This is a genomic window from Streptococcus parasanguinis ATCC 15912 (genome assembly GCF_000164675.2).
In the GTDB taxonomy this organism is placed as follows: domain Bacteria; phylum Bacillota; class Bacilli; order Lactobacillales; family Streptococcaceae; genus Streptococcus; species Streptococcus parasanguinis.
Window position 1 is genome coordinate 1,904,031 of record NC_015678.1, and the last position, 19,138, is coordinate 1,923,168.

A 19,138-nucleotide genomic window follows, 5' to 3' on the forward strand; every position below is an offset into this window, starting at 1 on the left:
TTACTTTTTGTCATTTACGCTATTCTAAAATCAAGAGACCTTCTTTGATTTCAAATGGGTTGTTTGGGTTGATGCGGTCATAGAACATGATGCCGTTGGTGTGGTCGATTTCATGTTGAACGACGATGGAGTTGTAGCCTTTGAGTTTGATGCGTTTCTTTTCCCCATCTTTTGTGAAATACTCAACAGTCACGCGGGCATGGCGAACCACATAGCCTGGGACGTTGCGGTCTACAGAGAGACAGCCTTCCCCGTCGCCAAGCGCAGCATCTTGAACAGAATGGGCGACAACCTTTGGATTATACATGACTTCTTGAAGGCTATAGGCTTCTTTTGGTGGGTTGCCATCAGCATCTTCTGGATTGGGAACCAAAACAGCGATGATTCGTTTTGAGATATCCAGTTGAGGGGCTGCGAGTCCCACTCCTCCACGGAGGCCGAGTTTTTCAGCCATGACAGGGTCTTGAGAATGGTGCAAGAACTGCATCATTTTTTCACCCAGGATAATTTCCTGATCAGACAAAGGGAAGGTCACGTCTTCTGCAACAGCTCGAAGTGTTGGATTTCCTTCGCGGATAATGTCATCCATATCAATCAAATGGGATGCTCTTGTAACTTTTTCAATTGCTTTCATCGTTTTACTCTCACTTTCTTTCTACCCTCCATGATAACACAAAAGAGCCTAAAATTAAAGTTATCTGTCGACGGTTTCCGCATGTTTGATGGACAAATCATTCATCCTTTTTGCATCTAAAATCGTATAGACTCGCCCTTCTCTTTGGACTAAGCCCTCTTCGATCATCTGCTTGATGACACGGCTAAGGTGGCGGTAGCTGATCCCAAAACGCAGGGCTAGCTGATTCATCTTGGGCTTGAGGGTCCCATTTTCATCGCAATGCTCCAGAAAATGCGTAGCGAGGCGTTCCTTGACCGAATAATGAAAGTTGGCAGGAGCCAAATAGTTGATCTGGTGCAATTTCTCAGCCAAGGTCTTGGCCGTAGAGCGCAAAAAGGTTGGATCAAGCAGGAGGCGCTTCTTAAAGTGCTGGGCTGGGAGCTGGACGACTAGCGAGTCTTGGTCAGCAATGACCGATGTGATACAGACCCGATCTAGCAGGAGCTCAATCTCTCCTAAGAGTCCAGGTTTTTCTTGGATTTCAAGGATGGTGTCGCTACCATTTTCAAGACTGTGGATAATCTTGAGCCGGCCTTTGAGAAAATAAGGAATGACATCTTGCTCAGAGCCTTGGCGGCAGATATAATCTCCAGCCTGATAGAGAACGAGGTCCAGCTGGCTAAGACAGTCGCCTGGAAATATCTGGTCCAATTGGTAGTCTGTGATGATATCCTTGAGTCTTGTAGATGGGGAAATTTTTTTCATCTCAATCTCCTAAAATAGGACAAATGTCCTATTTTTCTATTTCTAAATTGATTATACTAGGATTCTATTGAAAATACTAGTTTGAATCTTTTCTGAAAAAAACTAGTAAAATCAAAATATTACCAGTAAAGTGTAGGAAATAAAAAATGAAAAAAACAATGGAAAGAATCAGTCTATTGAGCTTGTCGCTCATGCTGATCTCATCCTTTTCAATTACAGCCGGTTTGCCGGCTATGAAGGCCTATTTTAGCCACTTCGGATATTCAGCAGGCCAGGTGGAACTCTTGGTTTCCCTGCCAGCCTTTGCGGTCGTGGCTATGCTCTTTTTAAATAGCCTGATCGAGCGGTGGATGAGTGAGCGCCAGATGATTGTCGTAGGGCTTTTGCTCTTTTCAACTAGTGGGCTCTTGCCTTTGATTGTGCAGGACTATCCTCTCATCTTTCTGAGTCGTCTGATCTTTGGCTTGGGGACAGGAATGATCAATGCCAAGGCTATTTCAATTATCAGTGAGCGCTACTCAGGCAATGATAAGACCCGGATGCTGGGTTATCGGGGGTCTGCTGAAGTAGTGGGTTCTGCCATCTTGACCTTTATTGTGGGACAACTCTTACCCCTAGGCTGGCCAGCGATCTTTGCCGTATATGGTGGTGGTTACTTGATTTTACTCTTCTATATCCTTTTTGTCCCTTATCCTAAGGAGAAAAAACAGGCTAGCTTGAAGGAGAAAAAGAAAGGTTCCGCACGCCTTCGCTCCCCTCAATGGCGTTTTAGTCTAATGCTAGCTGTGATTGCTGGTATCATCATTTGCTTCAATTCTATCATTAGCCTACGAGTGCCGGATATCATTGTTGACGCTCGTATGGGAACAGCGACAACAGCTGGAACCGTCTTGAGTCTGATGCAATTAACAGGGATTGTAGCAGGGGTAGGCTTTGCCAGTTTGACACATGTTTTCAAAAAGAACTTGCTCATGATCATGTGCTTTGGTTTCGGTCTAGCTCTGGCCTTGATTGGCCTGTCCGGACAGTTGTGGAGCTTAGTTCTAGGAACCCTCTTAGCAGGATTTACCTACAGTACGGGAGTCACCAGTATCTTCTATCACCTATCTGAAAAAATCCCGACCAATCTCCTGAACCTTGCGACCTCGCTGGTCTTGATTGGCTGCAATCTCGGATCAGCCCTCTCTTCTTTCTTCATCCAGTTGGTGACGCCACTAGCTCCTTCCAATCACCTGCTCTTTGTCTGGATTGGCGCTTTGATGGTCGGAACGGGAGTCTTCGCCTCGCAATTGTTAGCACGAACGAAATGATAGAGAAATCATTTCGTTTTTTTAATTCAATTGATTGCGTCCTGTCACTAGCTCGTGTTATTATAGGAGGAGTGTGAAAAAAAGATTAGTTTAAAGGATAGAATAATGAAAAAAATCATGGAGAAAGTGAGTATTCTCGCGCTTTCATTTATTTTGACGACCTCGTTTTCGATTTCGAGTGCGCAGTCGGCCATGTTTGCCTATTACAGGGGAATTCCTCACAGCATGATTGAGCTCTTGGTCTCGCTTCCTTCTGCCGGGATCATGGTTTCACTCATCTTCAATAAATGGATTGGGCGCCTATTTTCAGAGCGTCAGATGATTGTGACAGGCTTAGTTGCTTACGCTCTATGTGGCTTTATTCCCTTAATCAGTCCAGCTTATCCGGTTGTCTTTTTGTCTCGGATTATTTTCGGGATGGCAGTTGGTTTGCTCAATGTTTCTGCCATTGCCATTATCAGTGAGCGCTATAAAGGGAAGGAACGCGTTCAAACCCTTGGTATTCGTGGTTCTGCGGAGGTTGTTGGGACGGCCGTTTTAACCTTTGGAGTCAGCCTTTTGATTCGCTTTGGCTGGCAGGCTGCCTTTCTCGTCTACGGTATCAGTATTCCTATCTTACTTTTGTATCTCTTATTTGTGCCATATGGATCTACGACGGAAGCAGTGGAGGAAAAACACCGGGATGTCAAGATGACAGGGGGGCAATGGCAGACAGCACTCGGCTTAGCGGTCGTTGCGGCAGCTATCGTCTTGTCTAATGTCATGATCACCGTTCGGATTCCAAGTGTGGTAGAGCAAGTGGGACATGGAACTGCCCAAACTGCTGGGATTATTTTAGCAGCCATGCAATTTGTCGGAATTTTGGCAGGTTTGGCCTTCTCGCCTTTAACGCATCTATTCCGCGATCGTTTATTATTGGTTTCGGGAGTAGCTTTTGGTGTGACCCAACTATTGATCGGTGTCTCTCCAAATCTCTTGATTCTTGCCCTTGTAACCATTGCTTCTGGCTTCGCCTACAGTGTAGCTCTTACAACAGTTTACAATGTCTTATCTGATAAGATGCCAGCAGGGGTCTTGAGCCAGGCAACATCCATTGCAGTTTTGGGATGCAGTACAGGTTCGATCGCAACGACCTTTGTCCTTAGTCTATTAGGGACGATCTCATCTGCTCCAGTCTTTATTTTTGGATTTTCTGGTATCCTCATGATCCTGGTTTCATTTTTTGGCCTTTGGATTGTGCGAAAGAGCAGGAAGTAATTATGCGGCTAGATAAATTTTTAGTGGATTGCGGCGTGGGGAGCAGGACTGAGGTCAAGCAACTCCTCAAGCAAAAGAAAATTGCAGTGAATGGAAAAAAAGAGACAGCAGGAAAGCTACAGATTGACCCAGGCAAGGATCGGGTGACCTTTATGGGGGAAGACTTGGTCCATGAAACCTTCGTGTATTATCTGCTCAATAAACCAGCTGGGGTTATCTCAGCGACTGAAGATGATCACCACCAAACTGTGCTGGATCTATTAGATGAGACAGCCCGTCATAAGGAAGTCTTTCCTGTCGGACGTCTGGATATCGATACCCATGGCTTGCTCCTTTTGACCAATAATGGCAAGCTCGCTCATGCCATGCTTTCGCCGAAGAAGCATGTGTCGAAGATTTACCGTGCCCAAGTAGCTGGGATCATGGATGAGGCAGATGTAGCCCGTTTTGAAGCAGGCATTGCCCTCAAAGACTTTACGACCTTACCTGCGAGATTGCAGATCTTAGAGGTGAATGAGGCAAATGCCAGCTCCTACGTCGAAATCGAAATCGCTGAAGGAAAATTCCATCAGGTTAAGCGTATGGTCGCTGCCTGTGGCAAGGAAGTGGCGGATTTAGAGAGGATCTCTATGGGTCCTCTAACGCTAGATCCAAGTCTAAAATTGGGAGAATGGCGAAGACTTCAGCCTTCAGAACTGGCCTCTTTAGAGGTGTTCGGAGTTCCCTTATAAGCGAAAAAACAAGCAGTCTGACTTTAACGGACTGCTATTTTTTATTTGTATCAATAAAATGAACTGAATAGGCAAAAATGAAACAATTCGCTTGTGCTATCAAAATAAATTGATTATAATGAAAAAAGATAGGTTGTGCGTAAATTCACAATATGTAGTGATAATTTTTTTACTAACATACCATATCTAGTAAACGTAGAAAAAGGAGAAAAATCGTTTATGAAAAAGTGGCTCTATTCTGTTGTGACAACAGTTGCCCTATTTTTACTAGCGGCTTTAGGATTTGCCAAAACGGATAGGATTACCAAGGTACATGCGGATACGATCAATAGTATCATTACATCCGTGGAGTTTTCGAAGTCCTCTGGGGGATCTCTAACAGATCCGATTGGTGTCTGGGAAAGTTTTCAAGTAAAAGCGAAGTTTGAGTTACCCGATGGACAAGTAAAGTCGGGAGACAAGACAGAAATTGAACTTGGAAATGATTTTAAAGTCTTGGAAATGGACACAGTTGACCTACTGGATCCTAGCGGTCAAAAAGTTGCGACGGCGACAGTAGACAATCAAAGAAAAAAGATTACAGTGACCTATACAGACTATCCTGAAAAAATGGCTCATGTGACAGGTTCATTGCGTTTCTTTGTGCGTGTGGATCACCAAGTTGTCAAAGATCAGAAAATGCTTGATTTTAGTCTTTCCATTAATGGTGTGTCTAAACCGTTTGGGAAAATTGAGTACAAAGGGGTCAATCCGGGTGAAAATCCTCCTACTCCAGAAGTCTTTAGCAAATGGGGATGGACCAACTCAGATGATAAATTAAAATTGACCTATACCTTGAACATCAATCAAGGGCATACCGCCCTCCATAATATTGATATTAAAGATCAATTGGCTTTTACAGATGGAAAGATCAAAGTAGATTCTGTTAATATCCATACAGGAACTTGGAGGATCAGTGACGAAGATGGGGCATATCATTTAAGAGACACCACGAACGTCACCAAGGACTATTCTCCGGTTGTCAGTGCTGATGGTCAATCTCTAACGGTTCACATTGGGGATCTAGCTCCCGAGCAAGGAATGACCATTCGTTATGATGTCTATTTGGACAAGGTACCGGTGATCAATACAGCTTACAAAAATCATGCAACTATGACAGCTACGGAGGTCGAGGAGCAAACTAAAGACGCAGTCATCCTGTACCAATTCCTTGAAGGAAACTTTAATGGTGAAAAATATTCATTCACTATCCATAAAAAAGGAGAAAATGTTCAGGCTCTTGCAGGTGCTACCTTTGCTGTGACAGCAGATGATACAGGTGAGCAAGTTGGGATCATCACAACAGATGAGGATGGTGTTGGAACCATTACTGGCTTGATCAAGCAAGCTTATACGGTTCAAGAGATTCAAGCTCCAACAGGCTATATTCTCTCAGAAGAGCCAATCAAGATCAGCAAGGACGATTTTGGAAATGACCTCGCAATTTCTCGTGATGTTGTGAACCAAAAAGAAAAGACCAGCATCTCTGGTCAAAAAACATGGAATGACAATGATAATCAAGATGGCAAACGTCCATCAAAAATTACTGTCAATCTCCTAGCAAACGGTCTTAAAGTGGCTTCTAAAGAAGTAAAACCAGATGCAACAGGGAATTGGGCCTATCGTTTTGATAATCTCGATCTTGTCGACGATGCTGGGAATATCATTGCCTACACCGTTTCAGAAGAACCTGTTGCAGGGTACGAAACAACTGTTGAGGGAACGAATATTACTAACAATCGTATACCAGACATGACAGAAGTAGTGGTTAAGAAAGTCTGGGATGATAAGGAAAATAAAGACGGTCTTCGTCCAGAAAGAATCACTGTCCGCCTTCTTGCAGATGGTCAAGAAGTGGCTGTGAAAGAAATCACAGCGACTGATAATTGGCAGGCAAGCTTTACGGATCTACCTGTATACAAGGACGGCAAGAAGATTGTCTACACCATTACAGAGGATCCAGTAGCTGGTTATACAAGCAACATTGATGGTTTCACGGTAACGAATCGTCATATCCCACCGACAACACCACCAAGCACCCCGCCAACGACTCCACCTACAACCCCTCCTACAACGCCATCGACGACACTACCAACGACCCCGCCAAGCACACCGGAGAAACCCGAAACTCCAACTACACCAAGAGAAGGAAAGAAAAAAATTCTTCCATCAACTGGTGAAGTTATTGCTTACGGGTTGACCATACTCGGTGCCCTCTTAGCAGTTTTTGCTTTGGCTTTGCTCTTGCGTGGTAAACGGAAAGAGAAATAAGCTTCATACCGATAAAGAGGCTGGGACAAAAGTCCTAGCCTCTCAATTATTTTTGGATTGTCGAGCAAGACGCAGTGGTTGAGTGGGCTCTACTACGCTGATTTCATCAGCTTTTACAGCCCTACTCAACTGTGCGGAGGTGGGACGACGAAATCAAATTCTAACGAATTACCGATTTCTGTCCCACTCTCTTTTGAATAAGTTGCTTGAAGAATGAATTCGTTAAGCTGTCCAAATTATTGAGGTTCTTTATAGAAAAGAGAAAAGTTCCTCTCTTATAAACTCATCTTAAAGGAAACATAAGTGTTTGACAGAAAGATGAAATCTTGGTAGAATAAGAAGGTCGAATAGACAACTAACTCTTTCTTGGTAGCAGGCTATGCCAAACCTGCCACTCGGATAGAGCATAAAGAAAAGGAGCTTATCATGGCAATCTCAAAAGAGAAAAAAAATGAAATCATTGCACAATACGCACGTCACGAAGGTGACACTGGTTCAGTAGAAGTACAAGTTGCTGTCCTTACTTGGGAAATCAACCACTTGAACGAACACATCAAACAACACAAAAAAGACCACGCTACTTACCGTGGTTTGATGAAGAAAATCGGTCGCCGTCGTAACTTGTTGGCTTACCTTCGTACAAACGACGTTAACCGTTACCGTGAGTTGATCAACTCTCTTGGACTTCGTCGTTAATTCAAGATACAAAGGCCGTCAAAAGTACAAAGCAAAAATAGGAAAATTGACGAAGAAGCTTCAGCTTCTAGGAGATTTTATCTTTTTTGCCAAGTGCTTAGGCCGTGTTCAATTGAATACAAAAAAAGTTACTCTAATATAGGGTGACTTTTCTTTTTCACTAGAATTATAGTACAATCTTCGGTTCGTCGCCTTGTCTAGAAACGTTTTATACAGCAAGAATGGAGCCCTCTGAATTCAGAGGGCTGTTTTGTTGTCTTTTCCTTATCGAACAAGATCCATCATTCTGAGAAGTCGTTTTGTTTGACAGATGTAATGCATAGAGTTACAATTGATGCATCATAAGAAATAGAGGTTATCGCTATGATTGATATTACATATCTAGACAGTGCAAAACAAGAAAGAGTCATGCATTTTGATTCCTACGAAGAGTTTGAACGCTCCCAACAAGCCTGCTTGATTGGGGTAGCAGATTTTTATCCTGTTGTGAAACTGGCCTATAATGGTCATGAGTTGGATTACCAAGGGACTTACGGGGATGTCTTCTTCTATTTGATGAAGCAAGATTTGACGCAGTACCAAAACTAAAGGAGATAGAAAATGGCAAAAGCAATTACAGACGCAACATTTGAAGCAGAAACAAAAGAAGGCTTGGTCTTGGTAGACTTTTGGGCAACCTGGTGTGGTCCATGTCGCATGCAAGCTCCTATTTTAGAAAAATTATCGGAAGAACTTTCGGAAGATGAGTTAAAAATCTTGAAAATGGATGTGGATGAAAATCCAGAAACAGCGCGTGCTTTCGGCATTATGTCCATCCCAACCTTGCTCTTTAAAAAAGATGGGCAGGTTGTTAAACAAGTAGCAGGAGTGCATACCGCAGCACAAATTAAGGCCATTGTGGCGGAGTTGAGTTAATACAAAAAGAGTAAGATGGGAAGCGAATCGTTGTATCTTACTCTTTTTGTATTGAAGTTTTAAAATTGGCTCATTGAGTCAAGAGCTCCATAATCTCTTCGATACTTGATTTGCTACCTTTTTTTAGATAGTTTTCTTTACTACCTTTTTTAAAAGATGACAAATTTGGTACCGTCTTGATATTCATATCATGTGCAAAGGATGTGATATCTTTTCGCTCTTTTGAATCGTTATCAAGGTAGTAAACAGTCTGATTCGTTTTTTGAATAGCAACCGCTAACTTGGGAGCGAATTTTTGGCAGTATGGACATGATTCACGTCCGATGTAAAGGATAAAATTTTCTTTGTTGTTGATTTTGTCTTTTACCTCAGATAGACGAATCTTTTTGACGTAAGTCATTGCTTCTTTGTAAGAATCTGGGGTAATAATTTCTCCCTTTTTGAAATTCATGTATAAGATAGCAAGAAGGGAGATTATACAAATAGAAAAAATAAGAATCGTAGTTTTCTTATTCACAGGCGATTCCATCTCCATCTCTATCTAAGCGAGCGCTATAACCAGGTTGTCCTCTGTAAAGTGGTGCAGCACCTGCAGCGCGTGCTTCACTACAATTTCGATAGCTCCCTTGTTGAGGTTGTGTGACAAATGCTTGTTGTTGCTGCGCTTGTTGGGCAGCTGTAGCTTGTCTTGCCTGCTCAGCGGCTGTGGCTTGTCGAGCTCGTTCGGCTTCAGCAGCTTGTTGTTCCCTGACAGTAATGGCATTTTGTACTAATCCAACACGATGAGTTAAGCGGTCTTTTGTTCCTTGATCCGCTACATTTGCGATAGCAGCTTGAGCTGGAGCAATGTTTTCTGTTACTTGATTATTTTCTAATGCTTGTACAGCAGCTTCTGCTTGATCCGCAAGTTGTTTTGCTTCAGCCTCTTTCTTTTCACGCTCTTCTTTTTCTTTTCGTTCTTGTTCTTCCTTTGCCTTTTTCTCTTTTTCTACTTTCTCTTGTTCATCGCGTTCTTTTTTAGCTTTTTCTTCTTTTTGAACGAACCCTACCGGTTTTTCAGTTTCGTTCTGAGAAACTTCATTTTGATTTGAACAAGCTCCAAATAATAACGCAGTTAAAATTGTTAAAATCAATCGTTTTTTCATAATGTTACTCCCTTCGGATATTTATCCAAGAACATCATACCACAACATAAGAGCGCTTTCAATCACTAACTGGTGATATTTAAATAAAAAATCAGACTTAGAATAAACTAAGTCTGAAATTTGTTCTTATTCTCCCAATTCTGCACTATAGGCAATAATTTGATCCACAGTGTCTGAAAGGAATTGGATGGTATCGCGGAGTGGTTTGTCAGTTGAGATATCTGCTCCGATGATCATGGCTGACTCAAGTGGCGTCTTGCTACCACCTGATTTAAGGAGGTCCAGCCAATCTTTGGCTCCGTTTTCGGAGTTCTTCAAATGCAGGTAACCCGCTGTTGAGATAACCAAGCCAGCTGAGTAAGTGTAGCTGTAAAGCCCCATATAGTAGTGGCTTTGGCGCATCCAGGTCAAAGCCGCGTCATCATCGATCTCAACGGCGTCGCCCCAGAATTCTGTCAAGACTTCCTTCATGATGCTATTGAGCTTGCTAGCACCGAAGGTACCACCTTCTTCGATCAGGGTGTAGACCTTGCGTTGGAAGGCTGCTTCCAACAAGTGGGTGATGAAGTTGTGGAAGTAGGTGTCTGTCAAACGGTGAGCCAAGGCAAAACGTTTTTGACGAGGATCGTCAAACTGGTGTTCCAAATAGTCGCTGAGGAGGAGCTCGTTAAAGGTAGAAGGAGCTTCCACATAGTAGGTCGACATGTGGGCGTTGAAGTAGCTTTGGTTGTTGTCTGAGAAGATGAATTGACCAGAGTGTCCGATCTCGTGGATCAGAGTGTAGACATCGCTCATCCGTCCTGTCCAGCTCATGAGGACATAAGGATGGACGCGGTATGGATCGGCCGCATAACCACCAGAATCCTTGCCTTCATTGGCCGCAAAGTCTACCCAGCGTTCAGTTTGGTAGCGGGCGATTTCGCGTGAGTATTCTTCTCCAAGAGGTGCTACAGATTTCATGACCAAGTCATAAGCGTCATCAATGGTAACGTCAGGGTTGAGTGCACTGTCCAAGTCCAGCTTCCAATCAGCAAAGGTCATTTTTTCAAGGCCGTTGACCTTGGCCACGTGTTTGAGGAATTTTTGAGCGACCGGAGCAAAGTCCTTCATGATCAGGTCAATCTGACGATCAAACATGGCACGATCTACTTCCTGCTCAGCTAGGAGATAGTCAAAGACAGAATCGTAGCCTCTCATATCTGCAATCAGTTTTTCAGACTTGACTTGAGCTAGATAGGTAGCAGCAGCCGTGTTTTGGTGCTTGCGGAGACCTTCTGAGAAGGAACGAAAGGCTTTTTCACGAACTTCCGCATTCTCATGGTTTTGGTAGAAGTTTTCATAGGTAACAAAGCTATTCTTGTAGACTTTTCCATCCACTTCAAAATCAGCCATTTCAAAGTCACCTGCCCGCATCTTGGTATAGATGTCTTGTGGTCCGTAGAAGACTTCACCCAGGTTGGTCAAGGTCTTTTCCACATCAGCTCCCAAGTAGTGAGCTTTTTTAATTTTAGCCTGACGAATGGCAAAAGTGAGGTGAGGGAGTTGCCCCAGGCGTTCGAGGACTTCTTCATCCGCTTCTACCAAAGCATCATCAAAGAAGGAAAGTTCGACGCTTGCCCAAGTTTCGAAATCCATCCCTGCTTGGGCAATCTCTGCGAAAGCTTCATCACCAAAGTCAGTGGTTTGGGGCATAAAGCTGTAGTTGCCAATGTGGCTGAGTTGGATTTGAATTTGTTCAAAGACCGCAAAGGCAGCTTCAAAGTCTTCAAAGGTGTGGAGGTTGCCCTTGTAGTTACGGACAAATTCATTGATTTCTTCACGTGTTTTTTCAATGGCGCGCAAGAAGTCTTCCTGGTCTTGGTAGAGGGCTGTGAGGTCCCAGAGTTCGTTCTCAGGAAATTCAGAACGTTTTTTTAATTCCATAATTTTCTCCTTTTGATCGGTGTTCTTCCTTAAGTATAGCAGAAAACAGGATAGAAACATAGAGGGAGAGGGGAAAATGCTTGTGTAAAAATCTTGAAAAGAGCTGGAAAAATTGACCATTTTTGATATACTAGGATAGAGATGAGGAGGTTTTTATGAAAAAGGTCGTGATTTCACTACTGGCGGGTGCGTCCGTTCTAGCTCTAGTGGCTTGTACGCCCAAACGTTATGAACGCCAAAGTAAACCAAAAACGGCAACGTCATCATCGGTTAAAAAAGAAAAGAAGGATACAGGTCAGAAGTATTATCAAGAGGTTTTGGAGCGGTATGCTAAGTATGATACAGCTCTTAAAAATGACGATAAAACAGGCCTGTTTGCGGAATTAGGTAAAATACAATCCGGTTCAGAAGAAAGCATCTATCTAGATGCTTTGGAGCGCTTGGAAACTCCGGTAACCTTTCAGTATGCTTTTACAGACTTGAACCAAGATGGTGTGGATGAGCTCTTGGTGTCCAATCAATACACTGGAAACAAACAGTATGTTTCTGCCATCTATTACCTCAAAGGTAAAGGAGCCGAATTGCTGCATACAGCTTATACAGCTGCGGTGGGTGGTTATCGCTCCAGTTTAGAAGTTTTCGATAATGGACAAATCGTCTATGCTACTTGGCAATCTGTGAGCCCAGACCGGGAATTGACCCTTTATTCGCTAGGAAAAGGGGAAGCCAAGGAAGAAAAGAAAGCAACCATTCAAATTGGTGGGAACCAAACAGCAGAGCAGGCTCTTGGGATGTCAGCCAAGCAGTTGGATCTCAGTAAGCTAGACTGGAAAAAATTTGACGGTTCAGGCGACTCCAAATCAACAGCAAAAGCAGAAGAGAAAAAATCAGTAAGCTTCCAAGTACAAGTTAGCGTAGCCGATCTTCGTATTCGAAAAGAACCGTCTACTTCAGCTCCCTCTGCAGGGATGATCACAAAAGGCATTTACACCATTACGGAAACCGTAGATGCGGATGGTCATACTTGGGGCAAGCTTGAATCTGGACAAGGCTGGATCGCCCTTGAATTCACAACGCGTGTGGATGGTTCTAAATCAGCAAGCTCAAGTAAGAAAAGCAGCGGAATGAATATTCAAGAAATTCAGAACGGTGATTTTTCAAGTATTGCAGGAACCTGGAAAAATGGGAAAGGTTGGACGCTTGTATTTGATGGAAATGGATCAGCAGATCAGGTTTTCTTGAATGGTGAAAATATGCTGGTCAATCGAATTCAACCAACGGATAATCATCTTAGTGGAGGTTTCAGTAATCCTAAGCATAAGGTTGGTGGTGCGATTATCAGATTTATTCCGGCAGGAGTTACTCTTCCTGTTTATGTTGAACAGAAAGCAGATCCTTCTGATAGTGGGAAAGATCGTATTTGGGCAGGTCAATCAGCATGCTGGGAAGAGAGTGACTTCTTCTACCGTGTGGACTAAGAAAATAAGGAGACAAACATGAAAAAAATTGGAACATATTTACTAGCTGTAGCCCTCTTGCTTTCCCTAGCAGCTTGCGCCCCAAAACGCTATGAGCGTAAGCACAGTCCGGTAGGAGCTTCATCGGTCAAAAAATCATCTGACCAGGCCCAAGAAAAAGAGCAGTCAGAAGAAGCTAAGTCAGATGAACATGATAAAGAAGCCATTGGGACCTTGTCAAAAGCAGACCAAGCGGATATCTATTCGATTATTGAAAACAGTGCGTCTTTAACCTATTCACTTCAGGTGCAACCGACTCGTTTGCTGGAGTTGAACAACGATCACAGTGCAGTTGAAGGCTACTCGCAAGACATGTTCATTGATTACTACAATACCTACACGCCAGAAACCTATAATTTACAAGATATCATTGATAAATTGAATGCAGAAGAGACATCGGACTCTATTCGCAGCCTTTCACAAGACCAGCTGATCCAACTAACAAATGAAAAGAAAGACGGCTGGATCTATTCGACAAAAGACAAGGCCTTCTACGAAATTGTAGCTGGTGGTCGTGGCGGAGCGATGCCACCGATGGAAATTCCTTCACCAGATGAATGGGTGATCAATGAAGATTCGGTTGAAGTGACAACGACCATCCAAGGGACTTCCGATCCATACAGACGTTTTGTCTTGAAACGTAACAACAAGAACTACAAGGGTGGAACACACAAAACACGCTTTTATGTCGACAGCACAGAATTTGTGAAATCGTAAAAATAAATAAAGGCTATATCTAGCTCTAGAATTTTAAAATAAGTGGAAATCAAATATTCCTCGAAAAAGGCTTTTAAAGCCTTTTTCTTTTGGACTTGAATATGGTAAAATAGAGGTTATACGTGCTTGGATACAAAGATGAGGATATAACATACAGTAAGGCTGTTGCAATCCATATCTCGTTGAGTTGGGTGGCCTTGGTATCTTGAGTAACTGAATTTTGGCCTCATTTCTTAGGAAAAAAGATAAGATTCCTAGCACTCATCGAGTGTGGCGTCACCTTCCTATTTTTCTACAGAAATGTTCGGCAAGCCGAACCGTCCAAAATATCTTGAGTAATTGAACCCGGCCGAAAAGCTGTGTAAAAAAGATAAACTGTCTTGTCTTCATCGAAGACTTCGCCAGTTTCCTATTTTTACTTTGCTTTTTGCGGCCTTAGTATCTTGAGAATTGAACCCGCCTACAACTCTGTGGAAAAAGATAAATCTACCTAGGAGCGTTCGCTCCGTCGTTCGATTTCCTATTTTCCTTTGAGTTGCTTAACGGCTTAGTATCTTGATAGTTGAACACGGGCTAAATCCCTAGTGAAAAAGATAGATTTCCTGGTGTGCGTGGCACACTGCGTCAATCTCCTATTTTCATACGGGATTCTTCACGCCCTTTGTATCCTGATTTTTGTAGGCAAGTCGTATAATTTTATCAATCCAAAGGGGATTACAATGACAAAACAAGTGTTTCAAACGACTTTTGCGGGTCGTGAGTTAATCGTAGAGACGGGTCAGGTTGCGAAGCAAGCAAATGGCGCTGTTGTCGTGCGTTATGGTGAGTCAACTGTCTTGACGGCAGCTGTCATGTCTAAGAAAATGGCAACTGGGGATTTCTTCCCACTTCAAGTCAACTACGAAGAAAAAATGTATGCGGCTGGGAAATTTCCTGGTGGCTTTATGAAACGGGAAGGTCGTCCTTCTACAGATGCGACCTTGACAGCGCGTTTGATTGACCGTCCGATCCGTCCTATGTTTGCGGAAGGTTTCCGTAATGAAGTGCAAGTCATCAACACAGTCCTTTCTTACGATGAAAATGCATCTGCCCCAATGGCAGCCATGTTTGGTTCATCATTGGCTCTTTCTATCTCAGATATTCCGTTTGACGGACCAATCGCTGGGGTACAAGTAGGCTATGTGGACGGGGAAATCATCATCAACCCAACGCAAGAACAAGCAGAGCGCTCTCTTCTTGAATTGACAGTAGCTGGTACTAAACACGCTATCAACATGGTAGAGTCTGGTGCCAAAGAATTGTCAGAAGAAATCATGTTGGAAGCTCTTCTCAAAGGGCACGAAGCCGTTAAAGAATTGATTGCCTTCCAAGAAGAAATCGTTGTGGCAGTTGGGAAAGAAAAAGCAGAAGTTGAATTGCTTCATGTAGATGCTGACTTGCAGGCTGAAATCATCGCAGCCTACAACAGCGACCTTCAAAAAGCGGTTCAAGTAGAAGAAAAATTGGCTCGTGAAGCTGCGACTCAAGCAGTCAAAGACCAAGTCACAGCAGTTTACGAAGAAAAATATGCAGACCACGAAGAGTTTGATCGCATCATGCGGGACGTGGCTGAAATCTTGGAACAAATGGAACACGCAGAAGTGCGCCGTTTGATCACAGAAGACAAGGTTCGTCCGGATGGTCGTAAGGTCGATGAAATCCGTCCTTTGGATGCACAAGTTGACTATCTTCCTCGTGTGCACGGTTCAGGTCTCTTTACGCGTGGACAAACGCAAGCCCTTTCTGTCTTGACCTTGGCACCAATGGGTGAAACGCAAATCATCGATGGTTTGGATCCTGAGTATAAGAAACGCTTTATGCACCACTACAACTTCCCACAATACTCTGTAGGGGAAACAGGTCGTTACGGTGCGCCTGGTCGTCGTGAAATTGGTCACGGTGCTCTTGGTGAGCGTGCCCTTGCTCAAGTATTGCCAAGCTTGGAAGAATTCCCATATGCCATCCGTTTGGTAGCAGAAGTATTGGAATCAAATGGTTCTTCATCTCAAGCATCTATCTGTGCGGGAACACTTGCCCTTATGGCTGGTGGTGTGCCAATCAAGGCCCCAGTAGCTGGTATTGCCATGGGTCTCATCTCAGATGGAAACAACTACACCGTATTGACAGATATCCAAGGTTTGGAAGACCACTTTGGAGATATGGACTTCAAGGTTGCTGGAACTCGTGACGGGATTACAGCCCTTCAAATGGATATCAAGATCCAAGGGATTACTGCAGAAATCTTGACAGAAGCGCTTGCCCAAGCCAAGAAAGCTCGTTTTGAAATCCTTGACGTGATTGAAGCAACCATTCCAGAAGTGCGTCCAGAATTGGCGCCAACTGCTCCGAAAATTGATACCATCAAGATTGATGTCGACAAGATCAAGATTGTCATCGGTAAGGGTGGAGAAACCATCGATAAGATCATCGCTGAAACAGGCGTTAAGATTGATATCGACGAAGAAGGGAACGTATCGATCTACTCGAGCGACCAAGATGCCATTAACCGTGCTAAGGAAATCATTGCTGGTTTGGTGCGTGAAGCCAAAGTGGATGAAGTCTACCATGCCAAAGTGGTTCGGATTGAGAAATTCGGTGCCTTTGTCAACCTCTTTGACAAGACAGATGCCCTCGTTCACATCTCTGAAATGGCTTGGACTCGTACCAACCGTGTCGAAGACTTGGTAGCGATTGGCGATGAAGTGGATGTCAAGATTATCAAGATTGACGAAAAAGGTCGTGTCGATGCTTCTATGAAGGCACTATTGCCACGTCCGCCAAAACCTGAACATTCAGAAGAAAAAGGTGAAAAGGGTCCTCGTCATGGCGATCGTCCTCGTCACCACAACAAAGATCACAAACCTAAAAAAGACTTTACCATTACACAAAAAGATTCAGAATAATCATTAGAAAAGGAGGAGCACGGTATGGGATGGTGGCGTGAAACCATCAATATTGTAAAAGAAAATGACCCAGCAGCGCGTACCTCGCTGGAGGTCCTTTTGACCTATCCGGGCGTCAAAGCACTGGCAGCTCACCGTGTTTCCCACTTTTTGTGGAACCATGGATTTAAGCTCTTGGCGCGGATGCACAGCCAATTCTGGCGTTTTTGGACCCAGATTGAGATCCATCCAGGTGCGACCATTGCTTCTGGTGTCTTTATCGACCATGGAGCGGGCCTCGTTATCGGGGAAACAGCCATTGTTGAAAAAGGCGTTATGCTCTACCATGGGGTGACCCTTGGGGGAACAGGAAAGGATGTCGGCAAACGCCATCCAACGGTACGTGAAGGAGCCTTGGTCTCCGCTCATGCCCAAGTCATCGGCCCAGTGGAAATCGGAGCCAAGGCCAAAGTCGGAGCGGGAGCTGTCGTCGTCTCAGATGTACCAAGTGATGTAACCGTTGTCGGTGTTCCTGCCAAGATTGTGCGGGTGCACGGTCGAAAAGACGAACCAGTCATTCATCAAGAAGAAGAAAAACGGGAATACTACATGAACAAGCTGGAGCATGCTAAGGAAGCCAGCCATCGGTCTTCGAGTTTGTAAGGAGATCGCTACGTGATTCAATCAACCAATACATTGAATGACCACCAACTACTGGAAGCAAAGGCCCTTATTGCCATTTGTCAGAAGTATGACGGAACGTTTCGGGATCCTTATCTCTCCAATATGCTCAATTTTGATCCCGATATGCCGGCCTTTTTCCTTTATTATGAAAAAGGTGAACTTGTTGGCCTATTAACTATCTATGCGGATGACCAAGATGTGGAAGTAGCGATCCTGGTCCACCCTAATCATCGTCGTCAGGGAATTGCGCGTGCTTTGTATAGAAGTTTTGAGAAAGAAACGGCATCTTATCCAATTGAGTCTGTGACTTTTCAGACAGAGCGTATTTTTCTAGAGCGCCATCCTGATTTTGCCAGCAATTGGGGACTGGTTGAGGATGACGAAACAGAAACCTGGTTAGGACGTGATCGAACCACTTATGCATTAGATTCCCGTTCGGATGTCGATGTGCTCTTGGCAGATCCTTCTTATCTTGAAGCCATTGCCCAGCTCCACCACCAAACCTTTTCAGATGAAGTGGAAGCACCGGAAGTGAGCCACAGATACATTTCAGAGGCTTTGAAGGATCCTGATAGTCTGCTGTACATATTACTCAAAGAAGGTCAAGTGATTGGCGTTTGTACGGTCGATGTATCTGGAAAATGCAATTACCTTTATGGACTTGCGATTGCTGAAGTCTATCGTGGGCAAGGTTACGGAAGCTATCTAGCAAAATCCCTCATCAACCAACTCATTGAGCAAAATGATAAGGAATTTCAGATTGCAGTGGAAGATAGCAATGTAGGTGCCAAACGCTTGTATGAAAAGATTAGCTTTATCAAACAGACTCAGGCGGTTTATCTAGATAGGAAAGAGTGAATAAATGTTACTAGAAGAATTTGAAAATGTACCTGCTGTGATAGAGCCAACTGATCGAAGCCTTCTTAGTAGTGGAGAAATTTGTGACACTATTATTCTGTCTTTTAATGGAGAGATAGTGGAAAGAGTCAAGCAGATAGACGGAGTCTATGAAGGTGGTTATCTCACCAACCTAAATGGCAAATTTCCATGGTATATCTATGAAGTAGATGGACTTAAACTTGCAGTTGCTATGGCTACTATTGGAGCTCCAATGGTTGTGGGTTTCTTAGAAGAACTCAAAGCGAGAGGTTTTAACAACTTTATTGTTCTGGGCTCTTGTGGAGTTCTAGATCAGTCTATTCAAGCAGATAAAATTATTATACCAAGTTCAGCTCTACGTGATGAAGGTACAAGTTACCACTACGCTCCAGCAAGTGATGAGATTTCTTATGATGAAGCGCTTCTCTCAACTCTGGAGAACGCTTTGAACAAATCTGGTATTGAGCACATTCGGACTAAAGCTTGGACGACAGATGCCTTCTATCGTGAAACAGCTGCTAAGGTTAAACGAAGACTTGCAGCAGGAGCGAAAGTTGTAGATATGGAAGCTTCGGCTATCATGGCTTGGGCTCAATATCGACAAGCCAAGGTCTATCAATTTTTCTACACGGCTGACTATGTGGATCATCACAATCACGAATGGGATGCTAGACGTGAAGATAGAAAAGCAGATGCTATGACTTTCTTTAAGATTGCTGTCGATATTGCGTTAGAGTTGGAAAAATGAGAAT

At 43.6% G+C, this 19,138-nt stretch carries 18 protein-coding genes; 13 read left to right on the forward strand and 5 right to left on the reverse strand.

What is annotated here, in order from left to right; all coding sequences use genetic code 11:
- Nucleotides 1–19: 19 nt before the first annotated feature.
- Both def and HMPREF0833_RS08900 read right to left on the reverse strand, forming a co-directional pair.
- Nucleotides 20–634, reverse strand: coding sequence for a peptide deformylase (gene def / locus HMPREF0833_RS08895; RefSeq protein ID WP_003004253.1), 615 nt, complete (start codon nucleotides 632–634; stop codon nucleotides 20–22).
- Between the two features lie 60 nt (nucleotides 635–694).
- Nucleotides 695–1,381, reverse strand: a complete 687-nt coding sequence (locus HMPREF0833_RS08900) for a cyclic nucleotide-binding domain-containing protein (RefSeq protein WP_013904581.1) — start codon at nucleotides 1,379–1,381, stop codon at nucleotides 695–697.
- Nucleotides 1,382–1,527: 146 nt separating this feature from the next.
- Here HMPREF0833_RS08900 and HMPREF0833_RS08905 point away from each other — a divergent pair, with 146 nt between their 5' ends.
- From HMPREF0833_RS08905 to trxA, 7 genes are all read left to right on the forward strand, one after another.
- Nucleotides 1,528–2,691 (forward strand): MFS transporter, encoded by a 1,164-nt coding sequence (locus tag HMPREF0833_RS08905; protein ID WP_013904582.1) that lies wholly within the window; start codon nucleotides 1,528–1,530, stop codon nucleotides 2,689–2,691.
- Nucleotides 2,692–2,796: 105 nt separating this feature from the next.
- Nucleotides 2,797–3,948, forward strand: a complete 1,152-nt coding sequence (locus tag HMPREF0833_RS08910; RefSeq protein ID WP_013904583.1) for an MFS transporter — start codon at nucleotides 2,797–2,799, stop codon at nucleotides 3,946–3,948.
- Nucleotides 3,949–3,950: 2 nt separating this feature from the next.
- The gene (locus HMPREF0833_RS08915) at nucleotides 3,951–4,679 is read left to right on the forward strand and encodes a pseudouridine synthase (RefSeq protein ID WP_013904584.1); all 729 of its coding nucleotides are present in this window, start codon (nucleotides 3,951–3,953) and stop codon (nucleotides 4,677–4,679) included.
- A 219-nt stretch (nucleotides 4,680–4,898) separates the two neighbouring features.
- A complete protein-coding gene (locus HMPREF0833_RS08920) occupies nucleotides 4,899–6,989 on the forward strand; it encodes a Cna B-type domain-containing protein (RefSeq protein WP_013904585.1) in 2,091 nt (696 codons plus the stop codon).
- Between the two features lie 426 nt (nucleotides 6,990–7,415).
- Nucleotides 7,416–7,685, forward strand: coding sequence for a 30S ribosomal protein S15 (rpsO, locus tag HMPREF0833_RS08925; RefSeq protein WP_003004251.1), 270 nt, complete (start codon nucleotides 7,416–7,418; stop codon nucleotides 7,683–7,685).
- Nucleotides 7,686–8,048: 363 nt separating this feature from the next.
- A complete protein-coding gene (locus tag HMPREF0833_RS08930; RefSeq protein WP_013904586.1) occupies nucleotides 8,049–8,273 on the forward strand; it encodes a DUF4649 family protein in 225 nt (74 codons plus the stop codon).
- Between the two features lie 12 nt (nucleotides 8,274–8,285).
- A complete protein-coding gene (gene trxA, locus HMPREF0833_RS08935; RefSeq protein ID WP_003013593.1) occupies nucleotides 8,286–8,600 on the forward strand; it encodes a thioredoxin in 315 nt (104 codons plus the stop codon).
- Between the two features lie 70 nt (nucleotides 8,601–8,670).
- On the opposite strand, the gene HMPREF0833_RS08940 is transcribed toward trxA, so the two are convergent.
- The 3 genes from HMPREF0833_RS08940 to pepF all read right to left on the reverse strand — a co-directional run bounded on the left by HMPREF0833_RS08940 (nucleotide 8,671) and on the right by pepF (nucleotide 11,668).
- Complete coding sequence (locus tag HMPREF0833_RS08940) at nucleotides 8,671–9,117, reverse strand: thioredoxin domain-containing protein (protein WP_231082284.1); 447 nt, start codon at nucleotides 9,115–9,117, stop codon at nucleotides 8,671–8,673.
- The gene (locus HMPREF0833_RS08945; RefSeq protein ID WP_013904588.1) at nucleotides 9,110–9,745 is read right to left on the reverse strand and encodes an excalibur calcium-binding domain-containing protein; all 636 of its coding nucleotides are present in this window, start codon (nucleotides 9,743–9,745) and stop codon (nucleotides 9,110–9,112) included. Before HMPREF0833_RS08945 ends, HMPREF0833_RS08940 begins: the two co-directional genes overlap by 8 nt.
- Before the next feature lie 126 nt (nucleotides 9,746–9,871).
- A complete protein-coding gene (gene pepF, locus HMPREF0833_RS08950; RefSeq protein WP_041818432.1) occupies nucleotides 9,872–11,668 on the reverse strand; it encodes an oligoendopeptidase F in 1,797 nt (598 codons plus the stop codon).
- Nucleotides 11,669–11,823: 155 nt separating this feature from the next.
- Here pepF and HMPREF0833_RS08955 point away from each other — a divergent pair, with 155 nt between their 5' ends.
- From HMPREF0833_RS08955 to HMPREF0833_RS08980, 6 genes are all read left to right on the forward strand, one after another.
- The gene (locus HMPREF0833_RS08955; protein ID WP_013904590.1) at nucleotides 11,824–13,146 is read left to right on the forward strand and encodes a DUF6287 domain-containing protein; all 1,323 of its coding nucleotides are present in this window, start codon (nucleotides 11,824–11,826) and stop codon (nucleotides 13,144–13,146) included.
- Nucleotides 13,147–13,164: 18 nt separating this feature from the next.
- A complete protein-coding gene (locus HMPREF0833_RS08960) occupies nucleotides 13,165–13,902 on the forward strand; it encodes a hypothetical protein (protein WP_013904591.1) in 738 nt (245 codons plus the stop codon).
- 719 nt (nucleotides 13,903–14,621) lie between these two features.
- On the forward strand, nucleotides 14,622–16,844 hold the full coding sequence (gene pnp / locus HMPREF0833_RS08965) for a polyribonucleotide nucleotidyltransferase (protein ID WP_041818433.1): 2,223 nt from the start codon (nucleotides 14,622–14,624) through the stop codon (nucleotides 16,842–16,844).
- Nucleotides 16,845–16,868: 24 nt separating this feature from the next.
- Nucleotides 16,869–17,486, forward strand: coding sequence for a serine O-acetyltransferase (cysE, locus tag HMPREF0833_RS08970; RefSeq protein WP_003018264.1), 618 nt, complete (start codon nucleotides 16,869–16,871; stop codon nucleotides 17,484–17,486).
- A 12-nt stretch (nucleotides 17,487–17,498) separates the two neighbouring features.
- Nucleotides 17,499–18,365, forward strand: coding sequence for a GNAT family N-acetyltransferase (locus HMPREF0833_RS08975; protein ID WP_013904593.1), 867 nt, complete (start codon nucleotides 17,499–17,501; stop codon nucleotides 18,363–18,365).
- A 4-nt stretch (nucleotides 18,366–18,369) separates the two neighbouring features.
- Nucleotides 18,370–19,134 carry a nucleoside phosphorylase gene (locus HMPREF0833_RS08980; protein ID WP_013904594.1) on the forward strand — a complete coding sequence of 255 codons (765 nt, stop codon included), beginning with the start codon at nucleotides 18,370–18,372 and terminating at the stop codon, nucleotides 19,132–19,134.
- The last annotated feature ends 4 nt before the right edge of the window (nucleotides 19,135–19,138 follow it).